Annotated in this window: 24 protein-coding genes; 11 read left to right on the top strand and 13 right to left on the bottom strand. The window is 60.5% G+C overall.

Annotated elements, in window-relative coordinates; all coding sequences use genetic code 11:
- Positions 1–10 precede the first annotated feature (10 nt).
- The 5 genes from AA309_RS26960 to AA309_RS36015 all read right to left on the bottom strand — a co-directional run bounded on the left by AA309_RS26960 (position 11) and on the right by AA309_RS36015 (position 4,653).
- Complete coding sequence (locus AA309_RS26960; RefSeq protein WP_200902058.1) at positions 11–967, bottom strand: branched-chain amino acid ABC transporter permease; 957 nt, start codon at positions 965–967, stop codon at positions 11–13.
- Positions 968–977: 10 nt separating this feature from the next.
- Positions 978–1,778 carry an ABC transporter ATP-binding protein gene (locus tag AA309_RS26965; protein ID WP_047192107.1) on the bottom strand — a complete coding sequence of 267 codons (801 nt, stop codon included), beginning with the start codon at positions 1,776–1,778 and terminating at the stop codon, positions 978–980.
- A complete protein-coding gene (locus tag AA309_RS26970) occupies positions 1,775–3,757 on the bottom strand; it encodes an AMP-dependent synthetase/ligase (RefSeq protein WP_047192108.1) in 1,983 nt (660 codons plus the stop codon). The genes AA309_RS26965 and AA309_RS26970 overlap by 4 nt, the downstream gene beginning before the upstream one ends.
- Before the next feature lie 241 nt (positions 3,758–3,998).
- Entirely contained in the window at positions 3,999–4,205 is a 207-nt protein-coding gene (locus tag AA309_RS26975) for a hypothetical protein (protein WP_047192109.1), read from the bottom strand.
- Between the two features lie 286 nt (positions 4,206–4,491).
- Positions 4,492–4,653 carry a hypothetical protein gene (locus tag AA309_RS36015; protein ID WP_200902060.1) on the bottom strand — a complete coding sequence of 54 codons (162 nt, stop codon included), beginning with the start codon at positions 4,651–4,653 and terminating at the stop codon, positions 4,492–4,494.
- Between the two features lie 757 nt (positions 4,654–5,410).
- On the opposite strand from AA309_RS36015, the gene AA309_RS26980 reads away from it, so the two are divergent.
- Positions 5,411–5,719 carry a DUF6894 family protein gene (locus AA309_RS26980; RefSeq protein WP_047192110.1) on the top strand — a complete coding sequence of 103 codons (309 nt, stop codon included), beginning with the start codon at positions 5,411–5,413 and terminating at the stop codon, positions 5,717–5,719.
- Between the two features lie 133 nt (positions 5,720–5,852).
- Here the strand turns inward: AA309_RS26980 and AA309_RS26985 are convergent, their stop codons facing one another.
- The 6 genes from AA309_RS26985 to AA309_RS27010 all read right to left on the bottom strand — a co-directional run bounded on the left by AA309_RS26985 (position 5,853) and on the right by AA309_RS27010 (position 12,601).
- Positions 5,853–7,700 (bottom strand): CHASE2 domain-containing protein, encoded by a 1,848-nt coding sequence (locus tag AA309_RS26985; protein WP_244470511.1) that lies wholly within the window; start codon positions 7,698–7,700, stop codon positions 5,853–5,855.
- Between the two features lie 35 nt (positions 7,701–7,735).
- A complete protein-coding gene (locus AA309_RS26990) occupies positions 7,736–8,302 on the bottom strand; it encodes a FecR domain-containing protein (protein ID WP_084731705.1) in 567 nt (188 codons plus the stop codon).
- Positions 8,303–8,453: 151 nt separating this feature from the next.
- Positions 8,454–8,816, bottom strand: a complete 363-nt coding sequence (locus tag AA309_RS26995; RefSeq protein ID WP_200902061.1) for a YdhR family protein — start codon at positions 8,814–8,816, stop codon at positions 8,454–8,456.
- A 176-nt stretch (positions 8,817–8,992) separates the two neighbouring features.
- Positions 8,993–9,934 carry an ABC transporter substrate-binding protein gene (locus AA309_RS27000; protein ID WP_047192133.1) on the bottom strand — a complete coding sequence of 314 codons (942 nt, stop codon included), beginning with the start codon at positions 9,932–9,934 and terminating at the stop codon, positions 8,993–8,995.
- 115 nt (positions 9,935–10,049) lie between these two features.
- Positions 10,050–11,051, bottom strand: a complete 1,002-nt coding sequence (locus AA309_RS27005) for an ABC transporter permease (protein ID WP_047192134.1) — start codon at positions 11,049–11,051, stop codon at positions 10,050–10,052.
- A 5-nt stretch (positions 11,052–11,056) separates the two neighbouring features.
- Positions 11,057–12,601 (bottom strand): sugar ABC transporter ATP-binding protein, encoded by a 1,545-nt coding sequence (locus tag AA309_RS27010; protein WP_047192112.1) that lies wholly within the window; start codon positions 12,599–12,601, stop codon positions 11,057–11,059.
- Positions 12,602–13,059: 458 nt separating this feature from the next.
- Here AA309_RS27010 and AA309_RS27015 point away from each other — a divergent pair, with 458 nt between their 5' ends.
- The 3 genes from AA309_RS27015 to AA309_RS27025 are packed head-to-tail and all read left to right on the top strand — an operon-like array spanning position 13,060 to position 15,388.
- A complete protein-coding gene (locus AA309_RS27015) occupies positions 13,060–14,037 on the top strand; it encodes an aldo/keto reductase (protein ID WP_047192113.1) in 978 nt (325 codons plus the stop codon).
- A 23-nt stretch (positions 14,038–14,060) separates the two neighbouring features.
- Positions 14,061–14,495, top strand: coding sequence for an RbsD/FucU family protein (locus AA309_RS27020; RefSeq protein ID WP_047192114.1), 435 nt, complete (start codon positions 14,061–14,063; stop codon positions 14,493–14,495).
- A gap of 50 nt (positions 14,496–14,545) precedes the next feature.
- Positions 14,546–15,388 (top strand): amidohydrolase family protein, encoded by an 843-nt coding sequence (locus AA309_RS27025; protein ID WP_200902062.1) that lies wholly within the window; start codon positions 14,546–14,548, stop codon positions 15,386–15,388.
- 16 nt (positions 15,389–15,404) lie between these two features.
- On the opposite strand, the gene AA309_RS27030 is transcribed toward AA309_RS27025, so the two are convergent.
- On the bottom strand, positions 15,405–16,121 hold the full coding sequence (locus AA309_RS27030) for a GntR family transcriptional regulator (protein WP_047192115.1): 717 nt from the start codon (positions 16,119–16,121) through the stop codon (positions 15,405–15,407).
- 150 nt (positions 16,122–16,271) lie between these two features.
- On the opposite strand from AA309_RS27030, the gene AA309_RS27035 reads away from it, so the two are divergent.
- The 6 genes from AA309_RS27035 (at position 16,272) to AA309_RS27060 (ending at position 22,013) form a co-directional block, all read left to right on the top strand.
- Positions 16,272–17,243, top strand: coding sequence for a sialic acid TRAP transporter substrate-binding protein SiaP (locus AA309_RS27035; protein WP_047192136.1), 972 nt, complete (start codon positions 16,272–16,274; stop codon positions 17,241–17,243).
- A gap of 98 nt (positions 17,244–17,341) precedes the next feature.
- The gene (locus AA309_RS27040) at positions 17,342–17,926 is read left to right on the top strand and encodes a TRAP transporter small permease (protein ID WP_047192116.1); all 585 of its coding nucleotides are present in this window, start codon (positions 17,342–17,344) and stop codon (positions 17,924–17,926) included.
- Positions 17,926–19,332, top strand: coding sequence for a TRAP transporter large permease (locus tag AA309_RS27045; protein ID WP_047192117.1), 1,407 nt, complete (start codon positions 17,926–17,928; stop codon positions 19,330–19,332). Before AA309_RS27040 ends, AA309_RS27045 begins: the two co-directional genes overlap by 1 nt.
- Before the next feature lie 50 nt (positions 19,333–19,382).
- On the top strand, positions 19,383–20,900 hold the full coding sequence (locus AA309_RS27050) for a UxaA family hydrolase (protein ID WP_047192118.1): 1,518 nt from the start codon (positions 19,383–19,385) through the stop codon (positions 20,898–20,900).
- A 172-nt stretch (positions 20,901–21,072) separates the two neighbouring features.
- Positions 21,073–21,387 (top strand): hypothetical protein, encoded by a 315-nt coding sequence (locus AA309_RS32585; protein ID WP_052955030.1) that lies wholly within the window; start codon positions 21,073–21,075, stop codon positions 21,385–21,387.
- 59 nt (positions 21,388–21,446) lie between these two features.
- A complete protein-coding gene (locus tag AA309_RS27060) occupies positions 21,447–22,013 on the top strand; it encodes a VUT family protein (RefSeq protein ID WP_047192119.1) in 567 nt (188 codons plus the stop codon).
- A gap of 15 nt (positions 22,014–22,028) precedes the next feature.
- On the opposite strand, the gene AA309_RS27065 is transcribed toward AA309_RS27060, so the two are convergent.
- Positions 22,029–23,060 carry an Ldh family oxidoreductase gene (locus AA309_RS27065; RefSeq protein ID WP_244470510.1) on the bottom strand — a complete coding sequence of 344 codons (1,032 nt, stop codon included), beginning with the start codon at positions 23,058–23,060 and terminating at the stop codon, positions 22,029–22,031.
- A 265-nt stretch (positions 23,061–23,325) separates the two neighbouring features.
- On the opposite strand from AA309_RS27065, the gene AA309_RS27070 reads away from it, so the two are divergent.
- The gene (locus AA309_RS27070; RefSeq protein WP_047192121.1) at positions 23,326–23,571 is read left to right on the top strand and encodes a DUF6894 family protein; all 246 of its coding nucleotides are present in this window, start codon (positions 23,326–23,328) and stop codon (positions 23,569–23,571) included.
- Positions 23,572–24,296 lie beyond the last annotated feature (725 nt).

The raw sequence follows: 24,296 nt of genomic DNA on the forward strand, positions 1-24,296 counted from the left end.
CAGATCTCCCTTAAATCCGTTCGATGATCTTCTCGCCGAACAGACCTTGCGGCCTGTAGAGCAGGAAGAGGAGGGCGATCACATAGGCGAGCCAGGTCTCGACGCCGCCCCCCACCAGCGGTCCCCAATAGAACTCGCCGACCTTCTCGCCGACGCCGATGATGAGGCCACCGATGATCGCGCCCGGAATGGAGGTGAAGCCGCCGAGAATAAGAACGGGCAGGGCCTTCAGGGCGATGATCTGGAGCGAGAAGGACACGCCCGAGCGGGCGCCCCACATGATGCCTGCGACCAGGGCCACAAGGCCTGCGGCGAACCACACGATGACCCATATCTGGTTGAGCGAGATGCCGACGGAGAGGGCGGCCTTGTGGCTGTCGGCCACCGCGCGAAGCGCGCGTCCGATGCGCGTCTTGGAGAAAAACACCGCGAGCAGGCCGATCATGATGGAGGCGATGACGGCTGCGGCGATATCGAGATGCTGCAGCCGGATGGAGCCGCCGAGCGCATCGATCTCCGTCGTGCCCTGGGGCAGGAAGAGGGCGCCCGTGATCATCTCGCGCGGGTTGCCGCCGAAGATGAGTTCGCCGAAGCCGATCAGAAGATAGGTGAGGCCGAAAGTGGCCATGAAGAGGATGATATCGGGCTGGTTCACGAGAGGCCGCAGCACCACTCGCTCTACGACGACGGCCAGCACCAGCATCGCAGCCGCAGCGAGGATCAGCGCCAGGAATGCCGGGACGCCTTTTTCGTAAAGACCGACCAGGATCAGGGCCGCAAACACGACCATGATGCCTTGAGCGAAGTTGAACACGCCCGAGGCCTTGAAGATCAGCACGAAGCCGAGCGCGATCAGCGCATAGAGAACGCCCGAAACCAACCCTTCCCAGAGCGTCTGGATCAGCAGATCCGGCGCCTCGCCCATGAAGACGAAGGGTTCGACGAAGACTTTATAGAGGATGTCCATCGGCTGCCCCTCAATGCGCCACGCCGAGATAGGCGTCGATCACGCGCTGGTCGCGCTTCACCTCGTCGGGTGTGCCGTCCGCGATCTTGCGACCGTATTCCAGCACGACCACACGGTCCGAGAGGTCCATCACCACGCCCATATCGTGTTCGATCAGCGCGATGGTGGTGCCGTATTGCTGGTTCACCTCCAGGATGAAGCGCGACATGTCCTCCTTCTCCTCGAGGTTCATGCCCGCCATCGGCTCGTCGAGGAGCAGCAGGTCCGGCTCCATGGCGAGAGCGCGGCCGAGCTCGACGCGCTTCTGCAGGCCGTAAGGAAGGCGGCCTACAGGAGTTTTCCGGATGTGCTGGATTTCCAGAAAGTCGATGATCTCTTCCACGAAGCGGCGGTGCGCCACCTCCTCCTTCATGGCCGGGCCATGGCGGAAGAGCTGCCAGAAGAAGTTCGACCGCATCTTGATGGAGCGGCCCGCCATGATGTTGTCGAGCGTGGACATGCTCTTGAAGAGCGCGACGTTCTGGAAGGTGCGGGCGATACCGCCGCGCGCAGCCTCATGGGGCCGCATCTTCGGGCGCTTTATCCCTTTGAAGGTGATGCGGCCTTCCGTGGGATAATAGAAGCCGTTGATGCAGTTGAGCATCGAGGTCTTGCCGGCACCGTTCGGGCCGATGATGGCGCGGATCTCGCTCTTGCGGATGTCGAAGGAAACATCCGTCAGCGCTTTCACGCCGCCGAAAGCCAGAGACACGTTCTCGACGGCCAGGAGCACATCGCCCTTGGACAGGACAGGATGATCGGGTGCTCTCATTCGGCAGCCTCCGGGACGAGAGTGGTCTTTTCAACGGGATAGGTCTTCATGTCCCTGATCTTCACGCGCGCGGAGATCACGCCCTTGCGGCCGTCCTCGAATGTGACCTCGGTCGAGATGTCGGCCTCGGGTGAGCCGTCGTAGAGAGCCTGGATGAGAGGCGCATAGCGCTCGGCGATGAAGCCGCGGCGCACCTTCTGGGTGCGCGTCAGCTCGCCGTCGTCCGCATCGAGCTCCTTGTGCAGGATGAGGAAGCGCTTGATCTGCGCCCCGCCCATGCGTGTCTCGGAAGCGAGCGAGCGGTTCACCTCATCCACGTGCTTCTCGATCATCTCGTAGACACGCGGATGACCGGCGAGCTCCTGGTAGGAAGCGTAAGTGACGCCGTTCCGCTCGGCCCAGTTGCTCACCGCCACGAGGTCGATGTTGATGAAGGCGGAGACATAATCCTTGCCGTCGCCGAAACAGACCGCTTCCTTGATGTTGGGATAGAACTTGAGCTTGTTCTCGACGTATTTTGGCGGGAAGAGCGAGCCGTCCCGCATCTTGCCCACGTCCTTCGCGCGATCGATGATCTTGAGGTGGCCGTTGGCGTCGAAGAAGCCGGCATCGCCGGAATGCACGAAGCCGTCGGGCGTCTTGGTCTCGGCGGTCTTCTCGTCATCCTTGTAATAGCCGATGAACACGCCGGGCGAGCGGTAGAGCACTTCCCCATTGTCGGCGATGCGGATCTCGACCTCAGGAGCCGGGCGGCCCACCGTGTCGGCGCGGATTTCGCCATCAGGCTGCATGGTGATGTAGACGGAAGCTTCCGTCTGGCCATAGAGCTGCTTCAGGTTCACGCCGATGGAACGGTAGAAGCGGAAGATTTCGGGGCCGATAGCCTCGCCCGCCGTGTAGCCCACCTTCACGCGGGTCATCCCGAAGCGGTTGCGTAAAGGCGCATAGATCAGCACGTTGCCGATGTGCCAGAGCAGACGATCCCACGCGCCGACGCCGGGCTCCCGGTTCAGGATCTTCTCGCCCACCTTGTTGGCGTGCTTGATGAAGAAGTGGAACATGCGCCGCTTCAGCGCGCTCGCATCCTCGATGCGCACCATGGTGAGCGTGAGAATGCTCTCAAACACGCGCGGCGGGGCGAAGACGTAAGTAGCGCCCACCTCGCGGCGATCCTCGGCCACGGTTTCAGGGCTTTCGGGGCAGTTCACGCACAGCCCTGCGATGAAGGCCTGCGCATAGGAGAAGATGTGGTCGCCCACCCACGCGATCGGCAGGTAGGCCATGATCTCGTCCGTCTCGTTGAGATTGTCGAAATCGCAGCCGATCCGGGCTGCCGCGATCACGGCATCGGAGGTGAGCATCACGCCCTTGGGACGGCCCGTGGTGCCCGAGGTGTAGAGAATGATGGCAAGGTCCGAGCCTTTGCCGGTCTGCAGTTCGCGCTCGATCTTTTCGGCTTCACCGGCATCGGTCAGCCGCGCACGTCCTTCCTCGATCACGGAAGCGATGGAGTGCAGGCGGCTGGGGTCGTAGTCGCGCAGGCCCTTGTCTTCGTCGTAAAGGACATGCTCCAGCCGCGGCAGCTGGTCGGAGACAGCGAGCAACTTGTCGACCTGTTCCTGGTCCTGCACCGCTGCGTGCGTCACCTCCGCATGCGCGAGCACATAGGCCATCTCCTCGGCGACCGAATCCGCATAGACCGGGATCGGGATGGCACCGAGCCATTGGGCGGCGGCAATGGTCCAGTAGAGGTGAGGGCGGTTATAGCCGATGACGGCGATCTTGCCGCCACGCTGAACCCCAAGCGCCTGAAGGCCGGAGGCATAGGCGCGGACGATGTCATAAGCTTGCGCCCAGGTCCAGGATTGCCAGATCCCGAGATCCTTATGACGGAACGCGGTTCGTTGCGGGCGAACGCGAGCATTCCGCGCCAGCAGTTTGGGGAACGTATCTTCGCGCGAGTCCGCAGCCGCCGTCACCGACGTCTCCTCCCTGGACACCGCATGGCTTTAGGAGCCTGCGGGTTGGCCTCGTTTCCTCTATCGCGCGGTTGTTGTGGCCCACGCTTTTAACCGGTCGATCGCCGGCTGCTCTTGTCGAGCTTTGTGGGAGGTATTCTGTCGTGCCGGTTCGGCATCGGCAAGGCGCAGGCCACCAATACCATGGACTAATATACGGCCGCGTGTGCGTTCGGGCAGGCGCTCTTAGCCTGATTCAGGCTTATGGCACCGCCGTGAGGGCTGCGGGCTCGATCTCCTCTGCCTTGACCAGACGCTCGACCCCTACCGTGTTCTTCACACGATAGAGCCGGTCGCCGCCTTCCTCAAAAACGAGACAAACTATGCAATAGGTACGGCGATCCGCGTATCCGGAGAAGGGGCGGGTGATCCGCACAAGCTGGCCGATGTGAAACCTGTCCTGCTGCATCAGCGCTTCCTACATCATTGAGATGCGATAAACACGGGCGTTAATAGGGCAGAGGTTGCTCAGGCCTGTTCAAGTCCCGTGTCGGGTCGGATCAAGGATGATTGCTGTGGCGACACGATGGCAATGGTTTAATCCGTCGCACGATCCGCATCCTCGTCCGATATCGACCAGGAAGACGTGAAGGCATCGAGTCCGCATTCACATAGGCTAGCGCATTGTGAACGAGCCCGGTGAGGGCGTTGGTTCACGCCTCCCTCCGCGCTCGCGCTTGAATGAAATGCTTGAGCTACTGTGTCGGCTTGGCTGGGGCGCCGCCGGGGGGTGGATTGGCGGGCGCAGTGGTCGAGGGGTTGTTCGTATCCGTGCTGCCGGTCTCGTCGGGACCATCGTCGCCGCAGGCGGCAAGGGCAAGCATCGCGGCAAAGGGCAGGATCAATCGAAATCGCATGAGCATCTCCTTGTCTGGAGCGTCAACTCCGCGTCTTCGGGAAGGTTCTGGCTCAATACCTCAACGAGATCAGCCGGCGGCAACCTATGAACCACCTTCAGAGGAAAGCGGCATTCAAAAAGAAAAGCCGCGTCTCAGCGAAACCAAGAGCGCGGCTCATGCCGTGTAAGCCCCCGTACACGGCAGTGTTTTTATAAATTGATTGGTCAGTTTCGTTTAATGGCCCCATTAATAGGGTGGTGTGTAACCCAAAATTCCCTCGAAAGAATTAGGTAAAACTACGTAATTTATTGCTAAGCTGCGCCTATTTTTAGAAGCCTTTTAATAGAACTGCCAAGCTTTATTTGGAAAGTTAAAGCCTTTACTGCCAACGCTAATTCGTCACCAGGGTCGCAAGACCCCGGCACCGCGCATTGTTCGATTGGGCTGCGCTGAGACAAAAGGTCTTGGAGTCCGTTGTGATGGCTACCGGCAGACGCAGAGGCACCAATGGATCCGGAGCATCGTACGAATATCTTGACCGTAACAGGTTTTGCAGCAGGCCTTCTGGCCCTTGGGGCGCTGATTACAGTCATGCTGGATTATGGCTGATCGTTTCCCTCTTATGGCGCCCGCGCTGCTCGTCAGCCTCTCGCAAAAGGGCAAAAGGGAGAGTTGAAGCCGGCGCAGTGTGGGTAATGATTCAGAGGAGATTTCTGAGAGGAGGGCAGGGGACTAAACTATATGGCCAAGAGGCAGGAAGAGTTCGGGCCTCGAGATGGCAACCTCAGGTGCTGCCTTGCCTCGCTTTTATATCGATCTTCGAGGTCATTTTGGGATAAGGGAGGACCTCTCCGGAACTGAGCTGCCCGACGTAGCCGCGGCCGAGAGCGAGGCGCTTAGGATTGCCGAGGAACTCTTGAACAGTTGGAGCGGAATGCTCCCCAGCTACTACGATGAAATCACGATCGAGGTAAGGGGAGAGGATCTCCGCCCGATTATCATGATCCCTTATTCAGAGTTCGTGAAATACGTTGAACTGGTGAGGTCCGGAAAGGCTTCGAACGGCAATCACCTCCTTTTTTGAGCCGCTCACGCTTCCTGTCGGCTCCCCATCCGCGTCATCGGATCCCTGGCAGCCTTAGGTCCCGGACAGCGGCCCGCTTTTCCGCACCATGTGCCAGAGTCGACGCACTTCCCATTTTCTCCATGCACACAAGTCACGCCTTGCGGCTGACCTCAGGCCTTGCGCTCCTCCAGAGTCGGATTTGCAAAGGGCCGGAGCGGCCACGGATGGATGTCTGGAACGCCTCGTCGAGGATACCTGTATCGAAGACCGAACAGGCATCTCTCGCCGCATCGAAGAGATCCTCGCTCAGGGCGACATCCGCGTGGTAATGAGCCGCGACTTCCATCAGCCGGCTTGCCACGTTCACTGTGTCACCAGTGGCCGTGATGTGCTGGTGACTGTCCCCGCCAAGGCGAGAGGCAACAATAAGCCCGTAGTGCGCTCCGATCTTGAAGCCGAGTTTGGAGGAAATCGAGCTTGGCAATGTTGCGAGCCACGCATTTGTGCGAGAGCATAAACGAACGCAGGCCTCGACCGCATGGCAGGCATCTTGCGGATCAGGCTCGGGGAGACCGAAGATGATCATGGCGCCGTCTCCCATGAAGCTCGCGACAAGACCATGGCACCGCACGACCTCCTGGTCGACCAACTCGTGAAACTCCCTGAGCACTTCCCGGATTTCATTGGGGTCTAGAGTCTCGCTCAGCCCTGTGAAGCCGGATAGATCAATGAAGATGAGAGCTGCTTCCTGCCGGAGGGGCTGTATCAGAAAGTCCGGATCGCGCTTCAGTCGATCGGTTAGGCTCGGCGGCTGAAAATGCCGCAACGTGCGGCTCTCTCGGGCGAGTTCTTCTGCCCGCCGTCGATCGAGCCAAAGGCGTGTGGCACCGAACAAGACGGCCGGTGGTACGGTGGCGGCCAGAGGGAGGGTCGCGCTGAGCCAAATGCCGTAGATGAAGGCGACAGTCGTCAGTCCGATCCAGATAAGAGCAACAAGCGCGATGATGGCAAAGCTGAGCGTGCTGCGCTGCCATGCCAGAAGCAGCACGGCAAGCGCAGGCAGAGTGATGGCCATTGCCACGTCAACGAGCCGTACACGCCGATCTCTGATCAATCCATCGCCGGTCGTCAGGTGCGCAATGGCGGTCGCCATGACTTCCACGCCGGGCATCACGGGGTCGAAGGGTGTCGGAAAAACGTCACCGCCTCCGGTAATCGTCGCCCCCATCACCACGATCTTGCCGCGTACCGCCTCTGCCTTGAGGTCGCCCTTGAGGAGCTCGGTCGCGGAGATTGTGCGGATCGAGCCGCGTGGGCCGTAGAAACGAAGCGGCAGCGAATATCCAAGATCCGTTCTGATCGAAGAGCCGTCGAGTTCGATATGGTTGGGTTCGATCACAGGGTTCTGGTTGGATGCGATAGACGCCGCTCGCAGCGGAAACGATGGCAGGAGCTGATCGCCTGTACGGACCAGGAGGGGGACATGCCGCGGCACGCCCGAAGGATCCGTCGCGACGTTGACTGCGCCAACCGCTGCAACCTGACGCAGAGGCGTGACAGGGAGGAAGAGGTTCCGCGCTATCGGTATCCGATCAAGTTCACTGCTGTCATAGCTGAAGACGGTCTGGATCGGGCGGTCGAAAATCCCGGCAGCCGCAAGAACGCCCCGTGCTCCCGCAAGGGCGGCCGCAAGGGCTTGGTTCATTTCTGGTGGACCGGGGTCGACGAAAAGAAGATCAATGGCAACAACCTTCGGCTCCAACCGTCCGAGTTCCTCGACGAGCCGAGCAATCACGCTACGGGGAAGCGGGTACGAGCCGGCCTGCTGTACCGTCTCGTCGTCAATGGCCAAAATGACGACGACATCCGGCGCTATCCTCGGCCCCTGGACGAGAAAGCGAAGATCCGTGAGTGGAGCTTCGATGCGGTCGAGAACCGAGATGTCGCCGCGCCAATGAAACAAGGCCAGGCTGCCGCCCCACAGGATTGCCAGAATCATTGCCAAGAGAGTGGATGATTGGCGTCGGGCGTCCATCACCGGATTTGCCGTCCGAAACGCCCCAAGAGAGCATTGGCTCGTGCAGTGGGCCAGCGTTTGACCGTCAATGGCGCTCTTCCGGAATCAACGTCCACGCCCTCGCCGGAGCCCAGCTCGACGCCTGTACGGGCATTGGAGCGCCTGACCGCTACGCGGCCGCTCAACACAAAGACGGCTGTCTTCCCCTCCGCCACATCGACGGCCCAATGCGTGCCGCGTACCGCAGCGATGGCCACGGGGGTCCGGACCTGAAATCCGACGCCTCTGGACGAAGGTTCCGCTTCGATAAGAAGCGCGCGATTACGCAAGTTGACCTCGTCCGGACGTCCGTCTCTGTCGCGGTCCACAAGCGCGTAGTCGGCACCAGGTTCAGCCTCAAGCTGCAAGCCGTCCTGGCAGCGCAACACTTGTCTGGTGGGAGAGCCTGAACGCTGCAGCGTGCATCCGGAAACTTGCGCCTGAGCCTGGACAGGTATGGGGAAGCCTCCCAAAGCAGCAACCACGATCCACCATCCTCTCAACCTAGAGGCGCTGGATTCATCGCCGACCGATCGGGGTGTCATGAGGCACCTCCCTGTTCTTCACCGGCTCCAGGGACATTATTTGCTCTCAGCTCGGCAAGAACGCATGTGAAAATCCGGATAGGGGCTGCCCGGATCACCCTTGGCCGACGGCTGCTGGCGTCATCCGAAACACGATCCTCACGGTGGCCAGTTATGACCTTGTAGGCACCCTCCGGCCGTTCCGGCTCGGTTCCAGTGATGCCGCCTGCTCGGGCATGGCTGCGGCAGTGTTGTCGATGATGAAGAGCGAATCGAAGTACTCGATCTGAGGGGCGGCTCCAAAGCGCTCCGCAATCTGCCGCCGCCAAGTCTCGGAGTGCATGTTGTCGGCAGCCTCCCGGTTCTCCCAAAGGTATACGCCACCTCCAGTCTGATCCGCTCCATGCAGGTAGTATTTTCGGATCAGGCCCGGCGCTCCTTGAAACTGGGGCGCGGAGTGCTCGTAGACGGTCCTTACAGTCTCAGATGAGAGATCCTGAGGCAGGGGGAAGCGCACGATCACCGTGATCATCATCAGCTCCTCAGTTGGTCGAGCGGAAATGCCCGGTTTAGGGGAGCCTGATTATGGAGGGACGGTTTACCAATCGGAGTGCGGGAGCACACCAGACTACCCGCACAGGTGGTCTGGAGGATCCTCTTGGGGTGGACAAGAGTGGAGAGGGTCCTGGCCCTCTCCACGGCTTCGGCATATCAATCGTAGAGAACAGCCGAGATCTTCGGATCGCTCATATTTGACTTATCGTAGTAGAAGAAGCCGGTGTCGATTACCTTGTCGAGCTTCTCTCCTTTGAGCGCCTTCACGGCAGCCTCGACGGTCTTGTAGCCGATACCGACAGGATTTTGGGTGATCGCGCCTGCCATGAGGCCTTCTTGAATGGCCTGCTTCTGCTGCTTGCCGGAATCGTAGCCGATGATGACGATCTTGCGGTTCATCTCCTTGGCGCCATTGACGACGCCGATGGCGGAACCTTCGTTGGCTCCGAAGATACCCTTGAGCTTCGGGTTAGCCTGCAGAATCGACTTCGTGATTTCCGTCGATTTCAGGTGATCGCCGGAGCCGTACTGGACGCTCACGATGTTGATCTTCGGGTACTTTTCCTTGATCCGGTTGACGAAGCCGTCGCGCCGGTCGATGCCGGTGCGGCTGGTCTGGTCGTGGACGACAAGGGCAATGTCCCCTTCGCCGCCGATGAACTCAGCCATCTTGTCGGCTGCGAGCGCTGCGGCTGCGATGTTGTTGGTCGCTGCGGTGGTGAGGGGAATATCGCTGTCGACGCCCGAGTCGAAGGCAATCACCGGGATCTTGGCGGCCTGCGCCTTCCGCAGGAGGGGAATGGCCGCCTGACTGTCGAGAGCCGCAAAGCCGATGGCCTGCGGGTTCTTGGCGAGGGCCGCCGACAGCATGTCGATCTGCTTGTCGACCATGGTCTCGCTGTCCGGGCCTTCGAAGGTGATCCGCACCTTGTAGTCCTTGGCGGCCTGTTCGGCTCCCGCCTTGACGGCCTGCCAGAACTGGTGCTGGAACCCTTTTGAGATGAGTGGGATATAGGTTTCCTGAGCGGCTGCCGGCCCCGCGAGACCGACAAGAGCTCCGATGCCGATGGCACCGATCAGAGTGCGTCTGTTCAACATGTTTTCCTCCTGGACATCATCGTTCGTTGGCTCCGGCATTCTGTTGGGGTGGGTGTGCCGGATTGTCATTGGTTCAGCCGGGCTTGTTCTCCTTAAGTGACTTGAGGGATAGGGGTTACCCTTGGCCTTTGCGGCGCAGGATGTCGGCGTAAACGGCGAGGATGATGATGATCCCCGTTACGACGGTCTGCCACTCCTGGGCGACCGAAAGGATCCTCAGTCCGTTCGTGAGAACGCTGATGATCAGCGCGCCGATGATCGTTCCCAGGATGGTGCCGCGGCCGCCGCTGAGCGATGTGCCGCCGATGACCACCGCGGCAATCGCGTCGAGTTCATATCCCTGTCCAAGCGCGGGCTGCGCGGAGTTCAGGCGTGAGGCGATGATGAGACCGGCAATACCGCAGATCGCGCCGGAGACCGTGTAGACGATGATCTTCCAGAAGTCCGTGTTCACGCCGGACAGGCGCACCGCTTCCTCGTTGGAACCCAAGGCAAACGTATAGCGGCCCAAGGCGGTGCGGGTGAGAACGATGCTTGAGACGATCGCAACAACGAAGAGGATAAGAACGCCGTTGGGAATGGGAAGAAACGGCAGAATGGTGCCGATGAGGGACTCTTGCGAGATCATCGGAAAGTTCGGCGTATCGTTGAAGTAGATGGGCCGCGTCCCCGATATCACGAGGGCCAGTCCCTTCAGCAGCATCATCATGCCGAGCGTCGCGATGAACGGTGGTACCTTCATCTTGGCGATGATGGCTCCCGAGATGGAGCCGCACAGAGCGCCCGCTGCGATCGCCGCTAAGATGCCGACAGGCATCGGCAGTCCCCAATAGGTCAGGAAGACGCCGGCGATCACCGCGCAGAACGTCATTAGCGTGCCCACCGACAGATCGATCCCGCCCGTAATGATCACGAAGGTCGCAGCGACCGCGAGGACACCGTTGACGGCTGTCGCCTGAAGAATGCCGATGAGATTGTCTCTCTGCAGAAAGTTCTCGGAGGCGATGCTGAACACCGCCATGAGCGCGATCAGACTGGCGAAGGCAAGAATTTTCTGCCAGGCTCCCTGGCTCAACACGGCGGACTTGATGACAGCCCGGGTTTCCTGCTCTGCAATGGTCGTCACGTCATTGTCCCTTCAGTCGCCGTGTTCGCGGTGACGGCCGTTACGCTACGCCGTTGTGTGGCCAACCGCATGATATCTTCCTGGGTAGTTCCTTCGGCCGGCAGCTCGCCGGTCAGCCGCCCTTCACACATGACGGCGATGCGATGGCTCATGCGCAGGATTTCCGGCAGCTCGGACGAGATCATGACGATGGCACGGCCCTGGGCGGCAAGCGTGTTCAGGAGCTTGTAGATCTCGTTCTTGGCACCGACGTCGATCCCGCGCGTCGGTTCATCGAAGAACAGGATCTCGCAGTCCCTTGCGAGCCATTTCGCGATCACGATCTTCTGCTGGTTTCCGCCTGACAGAAGCCGGGTTTCCTGGGTCTCAGAGGGCGTCTTGATCCGCAGCTGTTTGATATAGGAGCGTGCCGTCTCTTTGATCTCGCGCATTTTTAGAAATGCGCGAAGGGATACAAAACGGTTCAGGCAAGGCATGACGATATTGGTTGCCACATCCATGCCGGTCGCGAGCCCGAAGCGCTTTCTGTCTTCGGAGAGATAGCCGATTCCTAGGCGCACGGCGTCTCTTGGGGAGTGGATCTTCACCGGTCGGCCTCGGACGATGATTTCGCCACCATCGAGCGGATCGGCGCCGAAGATGGCGCGGGCAACTTCTGTGCGTCCGGCGCCCATCAGACCCGCGAAGCCGAGAATTTCCCCTTTGCGCAAACTGAAACTCACGTCTCGGATTGCAGGATCTCGCCGAAGGTTTCTCACCTCGAGCACGACATCATGCTTCAGCAGGTCCGGAACTTCCGTTTTCGTCTCGGTCAGGCTTCGCCCGACCATCATGGAAATGATGGTGTCGACGGAGGTCGAGGCCGTTGGCATGGTGCCGATATATTCACCGTCTCTCATGACCGTGACCCGGTCGGAGATCTCCTTCAGCTCGTCCATCTTGTGAGAAATATAGACGATACCCACGCCCTCGGCCTTGAGCTGCCGGATGATCCTGAACAGCTCCGCGATCTCCGCATTGTTCAGGGCCGCGGTGGGTTCGTCCATGATCAGGACCTTGGACCTGAACGACAGGGCCTTGGCGATCTCGATCATCTGCTGCTTGGCGACCGTGAGCTTGCCGACTTCGACGCGTGGGTCGAGCCTGAGATGCATGCGCTCGAAAATGGCGGCGGCATTCCGGTTGAGAGCATCCTCATCAAGGAAAATGCCAAGGGCGCGTTTGGGCTCGCGGCCGATGAAGATGTTCTGGGCAGCCGTGAGATCATTCATCAGGTTGAGTTCCTGATGAATGATGCTGATGCCGAGGTCCTGTGCCGCTCGGGGGGAGGGGATATCGACGGAAGCGCCTTCGATGCGGATCTCGCCGGCATCCTTCTGGTAGATGCCCGCGAGGATCTTCATCAGGGTCGACTTGCCCGCGCCGTTCTCCCCCATGAGAGCGTGGACCTCGCCGGGGAGAAGCTCAAAGCGCGCCTGCTTCAGCGCCTGCACGCCGGGAAAAGCCTTGTCTAAATTCCGGATCGTGACGAGCGGGGTCATGAGGCGCTTCCCGCCCGGTCAGACTTGATGGGCGCCGCCCATGCAGGATCAACAGTACCGGGACACCGGCGCGTGACCACGCAGGCGCGCTCAAGACACCAGGCTACTGCGGTAAAGAGCAGGACGTCGCCCTGGACCCGCATATTTCCTCCCAATCGTCGGCCCCCGACGACCTAGAGCCTCTCCATCCAATTTTCTCGGTCCGCAGGGGCCGGATCGGATTGTAACCGGGGAGGCTTCTTCTTTTGAGAGGATGATATTCATGAAGAGTGGAGGGAGGCAACTGAAATGATTTCTGCACCGCATGAGCAACAAACCTGTGAGCGGAACAGGGCAATAGCAGCCTTCATGATGTAATGTATTCGTCCCTCGACGCTTCTCCGCCTTGCCGGTTTTGAGCATACGCCATAGCTTGAGTAAACAACGCCAACAAGGCCAGGGACGAGCGGAGTGATCGTATGGCGGACGACCCAATCGGAAAGACCAAGCTGGGACGCACGAATCTTGCCGTATCGAATATCTGCTTCGGCACGTCATCCTTGGGAGATATGCCCGACACCTATGGCTATGGCGTCGACGAGGAGCGGGCCAAGAAGACGATCCAGGCCATTTTCGAAAGTCCTGTGAACTTTCTCGATACATCCCGGATCTACGGGTTCGGGCGAAGCGAGGAGCGGATCGGCGAGGCTGTCCGTGAACGGGGCGGCCTCCCTCAAGGGTTCGTCGTCTCGACCAAACTGGATCGTGACCCTGAGACAAATCGCTTCGACGCCTCCCGGGCCCGGCGCTCGCTGGAGGAGAGCCTGAAGGCGCTCGGCCTCGATCGCGTCGATATTCTTCATCTCCATGATCCGGAGCACACCACCTCCTTGGAGGAAGTCACCGGCCCTCAGGGAGCCCTTCCGGAACTGTTCAGGATGAAGGAGGAGGGATTGACGACCGCCGTCGGGCTTGCCGCCGGTCCGGTGGACATCATGATGCCGCTCCTGCACGAGTGGGATTTCGACGTGCTGATCACGCACAACCGGTTCACCCTGACCAACCGCAACGCGCACGCCATGATCGACTTCGCCTGCGCCAAGGGCATCGCAGTTTTGAATGCGGCTCCCTATGCTGGCGGCGTTCTGGCCAAAGGCTCAAGCTCGTACCGGCGCTATGTCTATCAAGAGGCATCCGAGGAGATGCTGGATCCGGTCCGGCGTGTCGAGGCGGTCTGTGCCAAGCACGACGTTCCGCCCGGTGCCGCGGCCCTGCAGTTCTCGATGCGTGATCCACGGATCACCTCCACGGTTTGCGGAGTGAGCCGGCCTGAGCGGGTTGAGCAGACACTTGAATGGGCGCGCTGGCCGATTCCTCAGGAGGTGTGGGATGAGCTGGCCTCCTTGTCCTTCTCAACCGAGGATCCTGAGGCGACACGTGAGTACAAGCCGGGATAGTCGACGTTCGTGGAGCCTCCGCCATGCTGAAGAACCTCAATCCTCTCCTGTCCCCTGAACTGTTGATGGTGCTCCGTTCGATGGGGCACGGCGATGAGATCGCCGTGGTCGATGCCAATTTTCCTGCAGCCTCCATGGCGCAGCGTCTCGTGAGGCTCGATGGGCTGAGCGCGACAGCCGTGACGGACGCGATCCTGTCAGTGATGCCCCTCGACGACTTCGTGCCCGAAGCCGCATGGCGCATGGAGGTCGTGGGAGATCCGCAGGCCGAACAGCCGATCTTCGATGAGTTTCGCACCATCATTGCCCGTCACGAGGGGGCGGGCTTTCGTCTCGCTGCCCTTGAGCGCTTTGCCTTCTATGAGCGGGCCAAGGCGGCCTATGCCATCGTTTCGACGGGGGAGGCTAGGCTCTACGGCAACATCATCCTCAAGAAGGGCGTCGTCCGCTCTGAATGATGCAGACCATAACGACACGCCGCGGAGGTCCGGCAGCTTAGCGAGGCTCAATGATGCGGATCGACTCTCATCAGCATTTCTGGCGTGTCAGTCGCGGCGATTATTTCTGGATGAGCCCTGACGTCGAGATGCTCTATCGCGACTACGGCCCGGAGGATCTCCAGCCTCTGCTGGCTCGCCACGGTATCGACCGGACGATCCTTGTGCAGGCGGCGCCGACTGTGGCGGAAACCGAGTTCATGCTGGAGACCGCTGAAGCCGCTCCCTTTGTGGCTGGAGTGGTCGGCTGGGTCGAATTCTCCGATCCGGACGCCGCCCAAACGATAGAACGACTGGCAGCCAATCCCCTGATCGTCGGCTTTCGTCCCATGGTGCAGGACATTCCCGACGATGACTGGCTTCTACGCCCGGATTTGGCAGTTGCCTTTCGCACCCTTGTCGAACAGCGGCTGGTGTTCGATGCCCTTGTCCTGCCCCGTCATCTGTCCCGAGCGCTTGTGGTGGCGGACCGCTACCCGGATCTCTCCATCGTCGTCGACCATGGAGCAAAGCCCTTCATCCGGGAGGGACTGCTCGATCCATGGCGGGCGGACATTGCGGCCATGGCGGCCCGTCCCAACACCGTGTGCAAGCTCTCCGGTCTCGTGACGGAGGCCCAGGCGGAGTGGGCGGTCGATGATCTGCGCCCCTATGTCGACCATCTTCTCAAGGTGTTCGGGCCTGAGCGGCTGCTCTGGGGAAGTGACTGGCCCGTCGTCAATCTTGCTGGCGGGTATGAGCGTTGGAGGAATACGACACAGGATCTGATCGCCGGCCTCTCCGATACGGAGAAAGCCGCCATTCTCGGCAACAACGCGGCCCGGATCTATCTGAGAGATCGAGGACGGCGCTGAAAGCAGGGGGCTGCCATCACCGCGGCGCGAAGACCTCCGGGTACTCGGACGAGAAGTGCTCCAGCTCGTCCATCACGGCTTCCAGATGGGATTCCATGGCGCGGCGTGCGGCCTCGGAATCGTGAGCCTCCAGCGCTTTGAGCAGGTCCCGGTGCTCGGCCAGCGTGACGGCATGACGTCGCGGGGAGGAAAGAAGCCGACGAACCCGGTCGATATTGGCGCGCGAGGCCTCAATCACGGCCGCGATCCGCGGCAATTCCAGGCTATCCACCAGGATAGCATGGAACGCGAGGTCGAGGGCGTGGAAGCCAGCCCTGTCACCCTTCGCCACCGCCTTCTCCTGTGCCTGCAGATTCTTTTTCAGGGCAGTGAGAGCCGGGGAGGGCAGGCGTCGAGCCGCCGTCTCCGCCACTATTGCTTCCAGCGCGTTGCGGATCAGCATGGACTCTTTGATCTCGGCCAGACGGATGCGGGCGGCGCGCGTGCCTCGCTGGGGTAGGATCTCCACCAGCCCTTCCGCTGCCAGGCGCGCGAGAGCCTCCGAAACCGGAAATCTCGAAACGCCAAGCCTGGCGCAGACGAGGCCCTTGTCGATGAACTCGCCCGGTGCGAAGTCGAGAGCAACGATGGCGGAACGAAGCGAGCGCTCCACCTGCTCCGTCGTGTTCCCGCGCGGTCCCCGCTCGAGGGGCTCGAGAAAGCTATATTGTTCTGCCTTGTCGATCATTGTCATGGCGCTAACATGTTAGTGGATCCGGCAGGCTGACGCCATCGTCTTGTCGGGTTCACCGCGAGCGAACCTGCTCGTTCATGCTCATGAACCGGACGAAGAGCCGGATGCTTTGGGAGAAACGCCAGCATGCCTTCCGTGACCCGCCGCCTTATGCTTGGCCTGACGGCCGCCGTTGCCCTGACCCTGCCTGCGCTGCCCGCCAGTGCGCAGACGAAGCTCAAATGGGCCCACGTCTACGAAACTTCGGAACCCTTCCATACGCAGTCCGTCTGGGCAGCGCAGGAAATCGCGAAGCGCACCAATAACCGCTATCAGATTGATGTCTACCCAGCCTCGCAGCTTGGCAAGGAGAGCGATATCAACCAGGGCCTGTCGCTCGGTACCGTCGATATGATCATCTCCGGCCCGAGCTTCGCTGCCCGCAGCTATCCGCCGGTCGGCATCGGCTACTATCCTTACATCTTCCGCGACGCTTCCCATCTGCTCACTTTTGCGAAGAGCGACGTCTTCAAGGAGCTCGCCAAGGGATATTCCGACAAGACCGGACACCAGATGGTTGCGCTGACCTATTACGGCGTGCGCCACACCTCGACGAACAAGCCATTCAAGACCTGCGCCGAGATGAAGGGTCTCAAGATCCGCGTGCCCGATGCTCCCGCCTATCTGGCGATGCCGCGCTCCTGCGGTGCGAACACGACGCCGATTGCCTTCGCCGAGGTGTACCTCGCCCTCCAGAATGGTACTGTCGATGCTCAGGAAAACCCGCTGACCACCATTGAGGCCAAGAAGTTCTACGAGGTCCAGAAGCACATCGTGCTCACCGGCCACATCGTCGACCACCTGGCCACCATCATCTCGAAACAGCTCTGGGCCAAGCTCTCGGATGAAGACAAGAAGATCTTCAACGACGTCGCCCAGGAGGCCGCTGTGCGCGCCTCGGCCGAGATCCAGGCCAAGGAGAAGGAGCTGATCGAAACCTTCAAGCAGAAGGGGCTCACGGTCACCGAAGTGAACAAGGACGAGTTCAAGGACGTAGTGATGAAGAACGTCAGCCTTGAGTCCCTCGGCTACCGGAAGTCCGATTACGACAAGATCCAGGCGCTGAAGTCGGAAGGGCTGTGACACCTCTGGGGCCGTCGTGAGGCGGCCCCTTCTCCTGACCGACCGGCTGACCTGCCGGGTTGTCGCGCCCTGATTTCGAGGACGAGGATCATTGCCGGATGACGACTGAAGTCCATAGCCAAGTGAGCGCCGAGGAACTGGCGCAAACCTTCGACGAAAGCGAGCACGCGCCCGTCGATCTCTCCGAATATGCTTTTGAGGATTGGCTGGCGCTGGCGCTGTTCTGGGCCATGGCGCTCGCCGTCTTCGTGCAGTTCTTCACCCGTTACGTGCTGAACGATTCCTTCGCCTGGACTGAAGAGATCGCGACCAACCTCAACGTGGCGCTGGTTTTCATCGGCTCCGCCATGTGTGTGCGCATGAGCCGGCACATCCATGTGGACTTCGTCTATCGCTATGTCCCACCTCTGGTAGGACGCATCCTGGCGACCGTCGTCGACCTCGCTCGCCTCGCTTTCTTTGCTTATGGCGCTGTCCTGACCTGGCGCTTCATGAGCATCATCGGAGACGAGCAGATGACGACGATCAATCTGCCGAAGAACCTGACCTACGCCTTCGTTTTCATCGGCTTCCTGCTGATGTGCTTCCGCTCGATCCAGGTGGCTGTGGCCAACTGGCGGCGCGGCTACTCCGTTCTTGAACGGCCCGAAGCTTTTGATGCTCCTCTCGTGGCAGAAACCTGATGCTCATTTTGCTAGGCTCCTTTCTTGTCCTCATGGTTTTCGGGCTGCCCGTCGCCGTTTCGATGGCGGTCGCCTCCCTGTTGTACATTCTCGCCACCGGCGTGGTGCCGGACGTCATCGTGGCGCAGCGCATGATCGCCGGCGTCGAGAGCTTCCCGCTTCTGGCGGTCCCGTTCTTCATCCTGGCCGGCAACCTGATGAACATCGCCGGCGTGACCGGCCGCATCTATTCGTTTGCCGTCGCCCTTGTCGGCTGGATGAAGGGCGGGCTGGGCCAAGTCAACATCGTCGGCTCCGTGATCTTTTCGGGCATGTCCGGCACGGCCATTGCCGATGCGGCAGGGCTCGGCACGATCGAGATCAAGGCCATGAAGGACCATGGCTACTCGACCGAGTTCTCCGTCGGCGTTACGGCGGCGTCTGCAACGCTCGGGCCGATCATTCCGCCGTCGCTGCCTTTCGTGATCTACGGCATGATGGCCAATGTCTCGATCGGCGCGCTCTTCCTGGGCGGGCTCATCCCTGGCGTGGTCATGACGCTCATGATGATGGCGACCGTCGCCTACTTCGCCTACAAGAACAGCTGGGGCTCGGATACGCCATTCTCCTGGCGTCAACTCGGCAGTGCCAGTATCGAAGTCATCATCGTGCTCGCCTTTCCGGTCGCCGTCTGGCTCATGGTTCAGGCCGGGCTCTCCACCAACGTCGCCATCGGCATTGCGCTTGTCGTGCTCCTGGCCCTCGACTGGTATTTCGACTTCTCGGCCGTGATGGCCCTGATGGCTCCTGTCATCCTGATCGGCGGCATGACGCTGGGCCTCTTCACCCCGACCGAGGCCGCCGTGGCCGCCGTGATCTGGTCCTTGTTCCTGGGCCTCGTGCGCTACCGCTCGATGACATTCAGGAGCCTCGCCAAGGCGACCTTCGACACGATCGAAACCACCGCCTCGGTGCTCTTCATCGTCACGGCCGCATCGATCTTCGCCTGGCTTCTGACCGTCAGCCAGGCGGCACAGCTTCTATCGGATGCCATTCTGGGCTTCACGCAGAACAAGTGGGTGTTCCTGCTGCTGGCCAACATCCTTATCCTGTTCGTCGGCTGCTTCATCGACACCATCGCGGCAATCACCATCCTGGTGCCGATTCTGCTGCCCATCGTGCTCAAGCTCGGCATCGATCCGGTCCATTTCGGATTGATCATGACCCTCAACCTGATGATCGGCCTGCTTCATCCGCCGCTCGGCATGGTTCTGTTCGTGCTGGCAAGGGTGTCGAAACTCTCCGTCGAGCGCACGACCATGGCGATCCTGCCCTGGCTGGTGCCCCTGATGCTCGCCCTGATCGCGATCACCTACATTCCTGAACTGACCCTCTGGCTGCCGCGGCAGATGGGTCTCGGGAGATGACAAGGTGTATGGCGAGATTTGATGAAAACGACTAATTTTATGAGATGACCATGACATCCCCCCGCACCATCCGTCTTTCCGCCGACGACAACGTCGCCATCGCCATCGATCTCGTGAACCAGGGCGATACCGTCTCCGGCCTTACCGCCCGTGAGCGCATTCTGCGTGGCCACAAGATGGCCATCGAGCCGATCCGCGAGGGTGAGCCGATCCGTAAGTTCGGCCAGATCATTGGCTTTGCCAAAACTCACATCGCTCCCGGCGAATGGGTGCATGAGCACAATGTGGGCCTCCACGATTTCGAGCGTGACTACGCTTTCTGCGTGGACGCTCACGATGACGATCTGCTGCCGCCGGAGATGCGGGCTACCTTCGAGGGCTATCGGCGCGAGTCGGGGAAAACCGGCACGCGGAATTATCTCGGCATCCTGACCTCCGTGAACTGCTCGGCATCGGTCGCCCGGTTTGCCGCAGCGGAAATCGAGCGTTTGGGCGTCTTGAAGGACTACCCTGGCATCGACGGTGTGGTGGCGATCGTCCACGGCACGGGCTGCGGACATGCGGCCTATGGCGAGGGGTTCGACATTCTGCGCCGCACCCAATGGGGCTACGCCAGCCATCCGAACTTTGCCGGCGTCGTGATGGTCGGCCTCGGCTGCGAGGTGTTTCAAATCGGGCGCATGAAGAAAGAATATGGATTGGAGGAGACGGATACCTTCCGGACCCTGACGATCCAGGAGACGGGCGGCACGCGCAAGACGGTCGAAGCGATCACCGCCGGTATCCGTGACATGTTGCCCATCGCAGCCCGCGCGAAGCGCGAGACGCGTCCGGCCTCCGAACTGGTCCTCGCGCTTCAATGCGGCGGTTCCGACGGCTATTCGGGCCTGACTGCCAATCCGGCTCTTGGCGTCGCATCCGACCTGCTGGTGCGCCATGGCGGCACCTCCATCCTCTCCGAGACGCCGGAAATCTATGGTGCCGAGCACCTGCTGACTCGGCGCGCGGCGGCCCGCGAGGTGGGCGAAAAGCTCGTCTCCCGGATCCGCTGGTGGGAGGATTACACCGCACGCAACGGCGGCGAGATGAACAACAATCCGTCTCCCGGAAACAAGGCGGGCGGCCTCACGACGATCCTGGAAAAATCGCTTGGCGCCTCGGCGAAGGGAGGGCGCTCGACCCTGCGCGCCGTCTACGAATATGCCGAGCAGGTGAAGGAGCACGGCTTCGTTTATATGGACACGCCCGGCTACGATCCGGTGGCGGCCACCGGTCAGGTGGCGGGTGGGGCAAACCTCATCGCGTTCACAACCGGACGCGGCTCCGCCTTCGGAGCCAAGCCCGTGCCATCGCTGAAGCTCGCAACCAACTCCGACATCTACCGTCGCATGCAGGAAGACATGGACATCAACTGCGGCGACATCCTCGATGGAGTTTCTCTCGAGCAGAAAGGCGCGGAGATCTTCGACACGCTTCTGCGTGTGGCATCGGGCGAACACACGAAATCTGAAGACCTTGGCTATGGCGATCTGGAGTTCGTTCCCTGGCAGGTTGGCGCTGTGATGTGATCGTAGGGGAATTATTCCTCATCCCGACGTCTCGATGCGCGACAGAGGATGCTGAGAGCAAAATGCTCTCATCGCCCTCATTCGCTATCGTTTACCTTATGTCTTAAGCCTTTGGCGACCTCGATCGGCTAATCGGGCGGCGGGTCGAAGAAACTCAAAAAGGAATAAGACAATGGCTCTGACGGGGCGTTTCAATCTCCGGAAATCCTTTTCCGGACGGATCATTTTGCAGGTCGAAGAAGAGGTGAAGAGCGCCTGGAGTCTCTTTTCCCGGCAGCCCAAGTTCCGCAGGCGCTGGCGAGACGCGAAGCCGATGGATCTTCCGGCTACGGAATTGCGCGCGCTCATGGATCTGCGCAACAGGCCGCGTTTCGCCACGCAGGCGTTCGAGCCGACCCAGATCGTGCGCCCCATACCGCACCCGTCCGAGCCGACACTCAACAGCGCGACCTTGACGGAAGAGGGACGCTCGGTGCTGGCACATTGAGGTGTTAGACTGCCCCTTCGAACCGCTTGTGATGAACTCACACAAGGATGAGCCGAACCATGACTCCGGATAAGCGCCGCAGGATCGAGGGAATTGCCGTTCTGATAGGTTTTGCCGCCTGTATTCCGGCAGCCAATTGGCTTGTCGGCAATGTCGGCACAACCTGCGTTCCGGATGGTCCCTGTCTCATCCCTGTCGCACCGGGTATCTCGGCCCCCAGCGGCGTGCTCGTGGTCGGTCTTGCGCTTGTTCTGCGCGACCTCGTGCAGCGCCGCTTGGGGCGCTACTGGGCCCTGGCTGCCATTGGAATCGGGGCGATCCTCTCCGTCGTATTTGCTCCGCCGCCACTCATTCTCGCGTCGACAACTGCTTTCCTGCTGTCCGAAATGGCCGATCTGGCAGTCTACACGCCTCTGCAGAAGCGTGGCCTCGTTCTTGCGGTGGTTGCGAGCAGCGTCGTGGGCTTGGTCATCGACAGCATGGTGTTCCTGTTCCTGGCCTTCGGCAGCCTCCAGTTCCTGCTGCCTCAGATCATCGGTAAGGCCTGGATGGTGATCCTCAGCATTCCGGTCATCTCCTGGCTGCGCCAGCGCGATGAGCGGATCGGCATGCCTGTGTGCACCTGATCTGGGAAAGAGGATTTATCCGACACCGAGAAATTTTGCTGTTTCCGGATCCACTGGAATGCCGGTGCGCTGGCGCTCGGCCTCGACGGCCCATTCCCTGTCGCCCGGCGCCATGACGCTCTGTCCCTGACTGGTTGCGCTTGCCCGGAGATCGGCCAGGTAGCGCGTGATTGCCGCCTCATAGAGGGCCCGGCCCGCGAACCGATCCGGGTCGATGGCAAGGCAGAAGTGCCCCATCTGCCGGGGCGTTTTGAAATCGTCAGTCTCGGCCATTCGGATCATGAGATGATCCAAGGTGCTGCCGGTCAGAACGGCTGACAGAAGGGTCACGAAGCCTGCCAGGGCAGCTCCCTTGAAACCGAAGTCGATGCCGCCGAGAGGCATCAACATCTCGACATCGTTGGGATCTTGTGTCGGCTGGCCCGACTGATCAGCGGCAACCCCTTCAGGCAAAGATCGGCCAAGTGTTCTGTAGAGCAGAACCCGGTTGAACGGAATGGAAGAGGTCGCCATGTCCAACAGCCACGGCCTGTGACCCGGCACGGGAGCACCGACGGCAATGGGGTTGGTGCCGTGGAAACGCTGTGCTCCCCCGTGCAAAGCAACAACGGAATCGGTGTTCGTCATCGAGACAGCGATGAGACCGGCCTCCGCTCCGGCAAGAGCGTAGGCCCCGGCTGCTCCGTAATGCGAGGAGTTGACGACTCCAACAGCGGCAACGCCGGCTTCCTTCGCCATGTCACAGGCGAGGTTCATGGCGGCATAGGCTGCCGCATGACCAAGAGCGTTGTCGGCGTCGAGAATGGCGGAGCCAGCAGCCGTGCGGCGCGTCTCCATCTGAGGTGTCGGATTCACGCGCCCGCCGCGGAGAACCTTCGCATAATGGGATGTGAGCCGGACGCCATGACTGTCGATTCCAAGGCGCGATGCGTGAAGCATGGCGCGCGTTGCCGCGCGCGCCGAATTCTCATCCGCACCGGCATCGCGCAAGGCGTCAAAGGTCCTCGCATCCAGCACCTGCTCGGGAACGAATATCAAATCTGCCACGTGGGTCCTCTTCATGCGCTCGCTTTGTCGAGGAGAACAGTGACATGCGCTTCTGCCTCAAGACAATGCAAATATGACGGGGGCATCCTGTCGAAGCACTCTCATACTCACCAAAGATGGCTGTGCTCTCGTCGAAATCACGCCCGTAAATGTAGTCGAAGCCGTGCGCGGGCCTCGCATTCCTGCTGCGGGTTGTCACACAGATCCATGAACAAAGGGGGCGTTCCCTCGTTGTCAGCTACGGTCGCGTGATTCTGGAGTGCGGATGCCTCGCTTTTTCTTCGACACCTATGACGGCGAACGCTTCTTCCCTGATGAGGTGGGGATGGAGCTCGAAAGTATCGAGACGGCCAAGACCGAAGGGCAGAAAGCTCTGCCTGACATGGCAAAGGACGCGCTTCCGGATGGGAATTTTCGCTCCTTCGTGGTCAGCGTAAGAGACGAGAGCGGTCAGGTTGTGCTGCGGATGGCCCTCTCGCTGGTTGTGGAAGTGGGATGTGCTGACGCCTAGGTCCCTGACGAGAGCAGGTCATGCCGACGGATATGGCATGAAGAGGGAACGGCGGGCTGCTGCTCAATGCTGGAAAATTCATCCCCCGCGGGAATAAAGCGCCTGGCTCAAGCGTCTAAGATCGACGGGTACGCCTCGCATCCCCCTGATTGATAGCCAGGAGTTTTCCGATGTCTAAGGGATCCGGTGATCGGTTCGAAGGTCTGCAGTTGCCTGGGAGCGCTTGGAAGGCTCTTGACGAGGCCAAGATCACGAGCCTCAAGCAGCTTAGAGCCATGGCTCCCCAAATCGAGCGCATTCCGGGCATTGAGCCAGAGATCGCCCAAGTGATCAAAGATACACTTGACCGTTTGGCTTCTGGGAGAATCGTTCGAGTCAGGCTCGTATTCCCTAAGCATCCTCTCACCTAGAACTGAGACGGGAGTGATCTCAACAATGGCGGTGGTGTCGCGAGAGAAAGTCATGCCCGAGGTATGGCACGAAGGGGAAAGAGAGGGTTTTACAGGAAGCTTCAGAGTCTGACCCGATCCGGACGTTACCGTTGGACACCACAGGGCCGTCCGTTGTTCACGGGGATTCGAAACTACAAGCCATTGCGCAGGTGTCGTCGAAAGGCATGCGGGCTGATGCTAACGATGCTGCAGCAATTTCAGACGTGACCTCAAAGCTTCCTGAATATGCGACCTTGCGAGCGTCTCGGCTTGGTCGGGCTTGCGTGCGGCGAT

The organism is Microvirga vignae (genome assembly GCF_001017175.1).
Lineage (GTDB): Bacteria > Pseudomonadota > Alphaproteobacteria > Rhizobiales > Beijerinckiaceae > Microvirga > Microvirga vignae.

Excerpts from the sequence above, each read along its gene's own strand:
- AA309_RS26960 (WP_200902058.1), bottom strand. The coding sequence starts at position 967 with ATGGACATCCTCTATAAAGTCTTCGTCGAACCCTTCGTCTTCATGGGC.
- AA309_RS26975 (WP_047192109.1), bottom strand. The coding sequence starts at position 4,205 with ATGCAGCAGGACAGGTTTCACATCGGCCAGCTTGTGCGGATCACCCGC.
- AA309_RS26980 (WP_047192110.1), top strand. The coding sequence starts at position 5,411 with ATGGCAACCTCAGGTGCTGCCTTGCCTCGCTTTTATATCGATCTTCGA.
- AA309_RS27040 (WP_047192116.1), top strand. The coding sequence starts at position 17,342 with ATGACGACTGAAGTCCATAGCCAAGTGAGCGCCGAGGAACTGGCGCAA.
- AA309_RS27035 (WP_047192136.1), top strand. The coding sequence starts at position 16,272 with ATGCTTGGCCTGACGGCCGCCGTTGCCCTGACCCTGCCTGCGCTGCCC.
- AA309_RS27060 (WP_047192119.1), top strand. The coding sequence starts at position 21,447 with ATGACTCCGGATAAGCGCCGCAGGATCGAGGGAATTGCCGTTCTGATA.
- AA309_RS26985 (WP_244470511.1), bottom strand. The coding sequence starts at position 7,700 with ATGATTCTGGCAATCCTGTGGGGCGGCAGCCTGGCCTTGTTTCATTGG.
- AA309_RS27030 (WP_047192115.1), bottom strand. The coding sequence starts at position 16,121 with ATGACAATGATCGACAAGGCAGAACAATATAGCTTTCTCGAGCCCCTC.
- AA309_RS26990 (WP_084731705.1), bottom strand. The coding sequence starts at position 8,302 with ATGACACCCCGATCGGTCGGCGATGAATCCAGCGCCTCTAGGTTGAGA.
- AA309_RS26995 (WP_200902061.1), bottom strand. The coding sequence starts at position 8,816 with ATGATGATCACGGTGATCGTGCGCTTCCCCCTGCCTCAGGATCTCTCA.
- AA309_RS27020 (WP_047192114.1), top strand. The coding sequence starts at position 14,061 with ATGCTGAAGAACCTCAATCCTCTCCTGTCCCCTGAACTGTTGATGGTG.
- AA309_RS27045 (WP_047192117.1), top strand. The coding sequence starts at position 17,926 with ATGCTCATTTTGCTAGGCTCCTTTCTTGTCCTCATGGTTTTCGGGCTG.
- AA309_RS27070 (WP_047192121.1), top strand. The coding sequence starts at position 23,326 with ATGCCTCGCTTTTTCTTCGACACCTATGACGGCGAACGCTTCTTCCCT.
- AA309_RS27015 (WP_047192113.1), top strand. The coding sequence starts at position 13,060 with ATGGCGGACGACCCAATCGGAAAGACCAAGCTGGGACGCACGAATCTT.
- AA309_RS27050 (WP_047192118.1), top strand. The coding sequence starts at position 19,383 with ATGACATCCCCCCGCACCATCCGTCTTTCCGCCGACGACAACGTCGCC.
- AA309_RS36015 (WP_200902060.1), bottom strand. The coding sequence starts at position 4,653 with ATGCGATTTCGATTGATCCTGCCCTTTGCCGCGATGCTTGCCCTTGCC.
- AA309_RS27000 (WP_047192133.1), bottom strand. The coding sequence starts at position 9,934 with ATGTTGAACAGACGCACTCTGATCGGTGCCATCGGCATCGGAGCTCTT.
- AA309_RS27010 (WP_047192112.1), bottom strand. The coding sequence starts at position 12,601 with ATGACCCCGCTCGTCACGATCCGGAATTTAGACAAGGCTTTTCCCGGC.
- AA309_RS26965 (WP_047192107.1), bottom strand. The coding sequence starts at position 1,778 with ATGAGAGCACCCGATCATCCTGTCCTGTCCAAGGGCGATGTGCTCCTG.
- AA309_RS32585 (WP_052955030.1), top strand. The coding sequence starts at position 21,073 with ATGGCTCTGACGGGGCGTTTCAATCTCCGGAAATCCTTTTCCGGACGG.
- AA309_RS27025 (WP_200902062.1), top strand. The coding sequence starts at position 14,546 with ATGATGCGGATCGACTCTCATCAGCATTTCTGGCGTGTCAGTCGCGGC.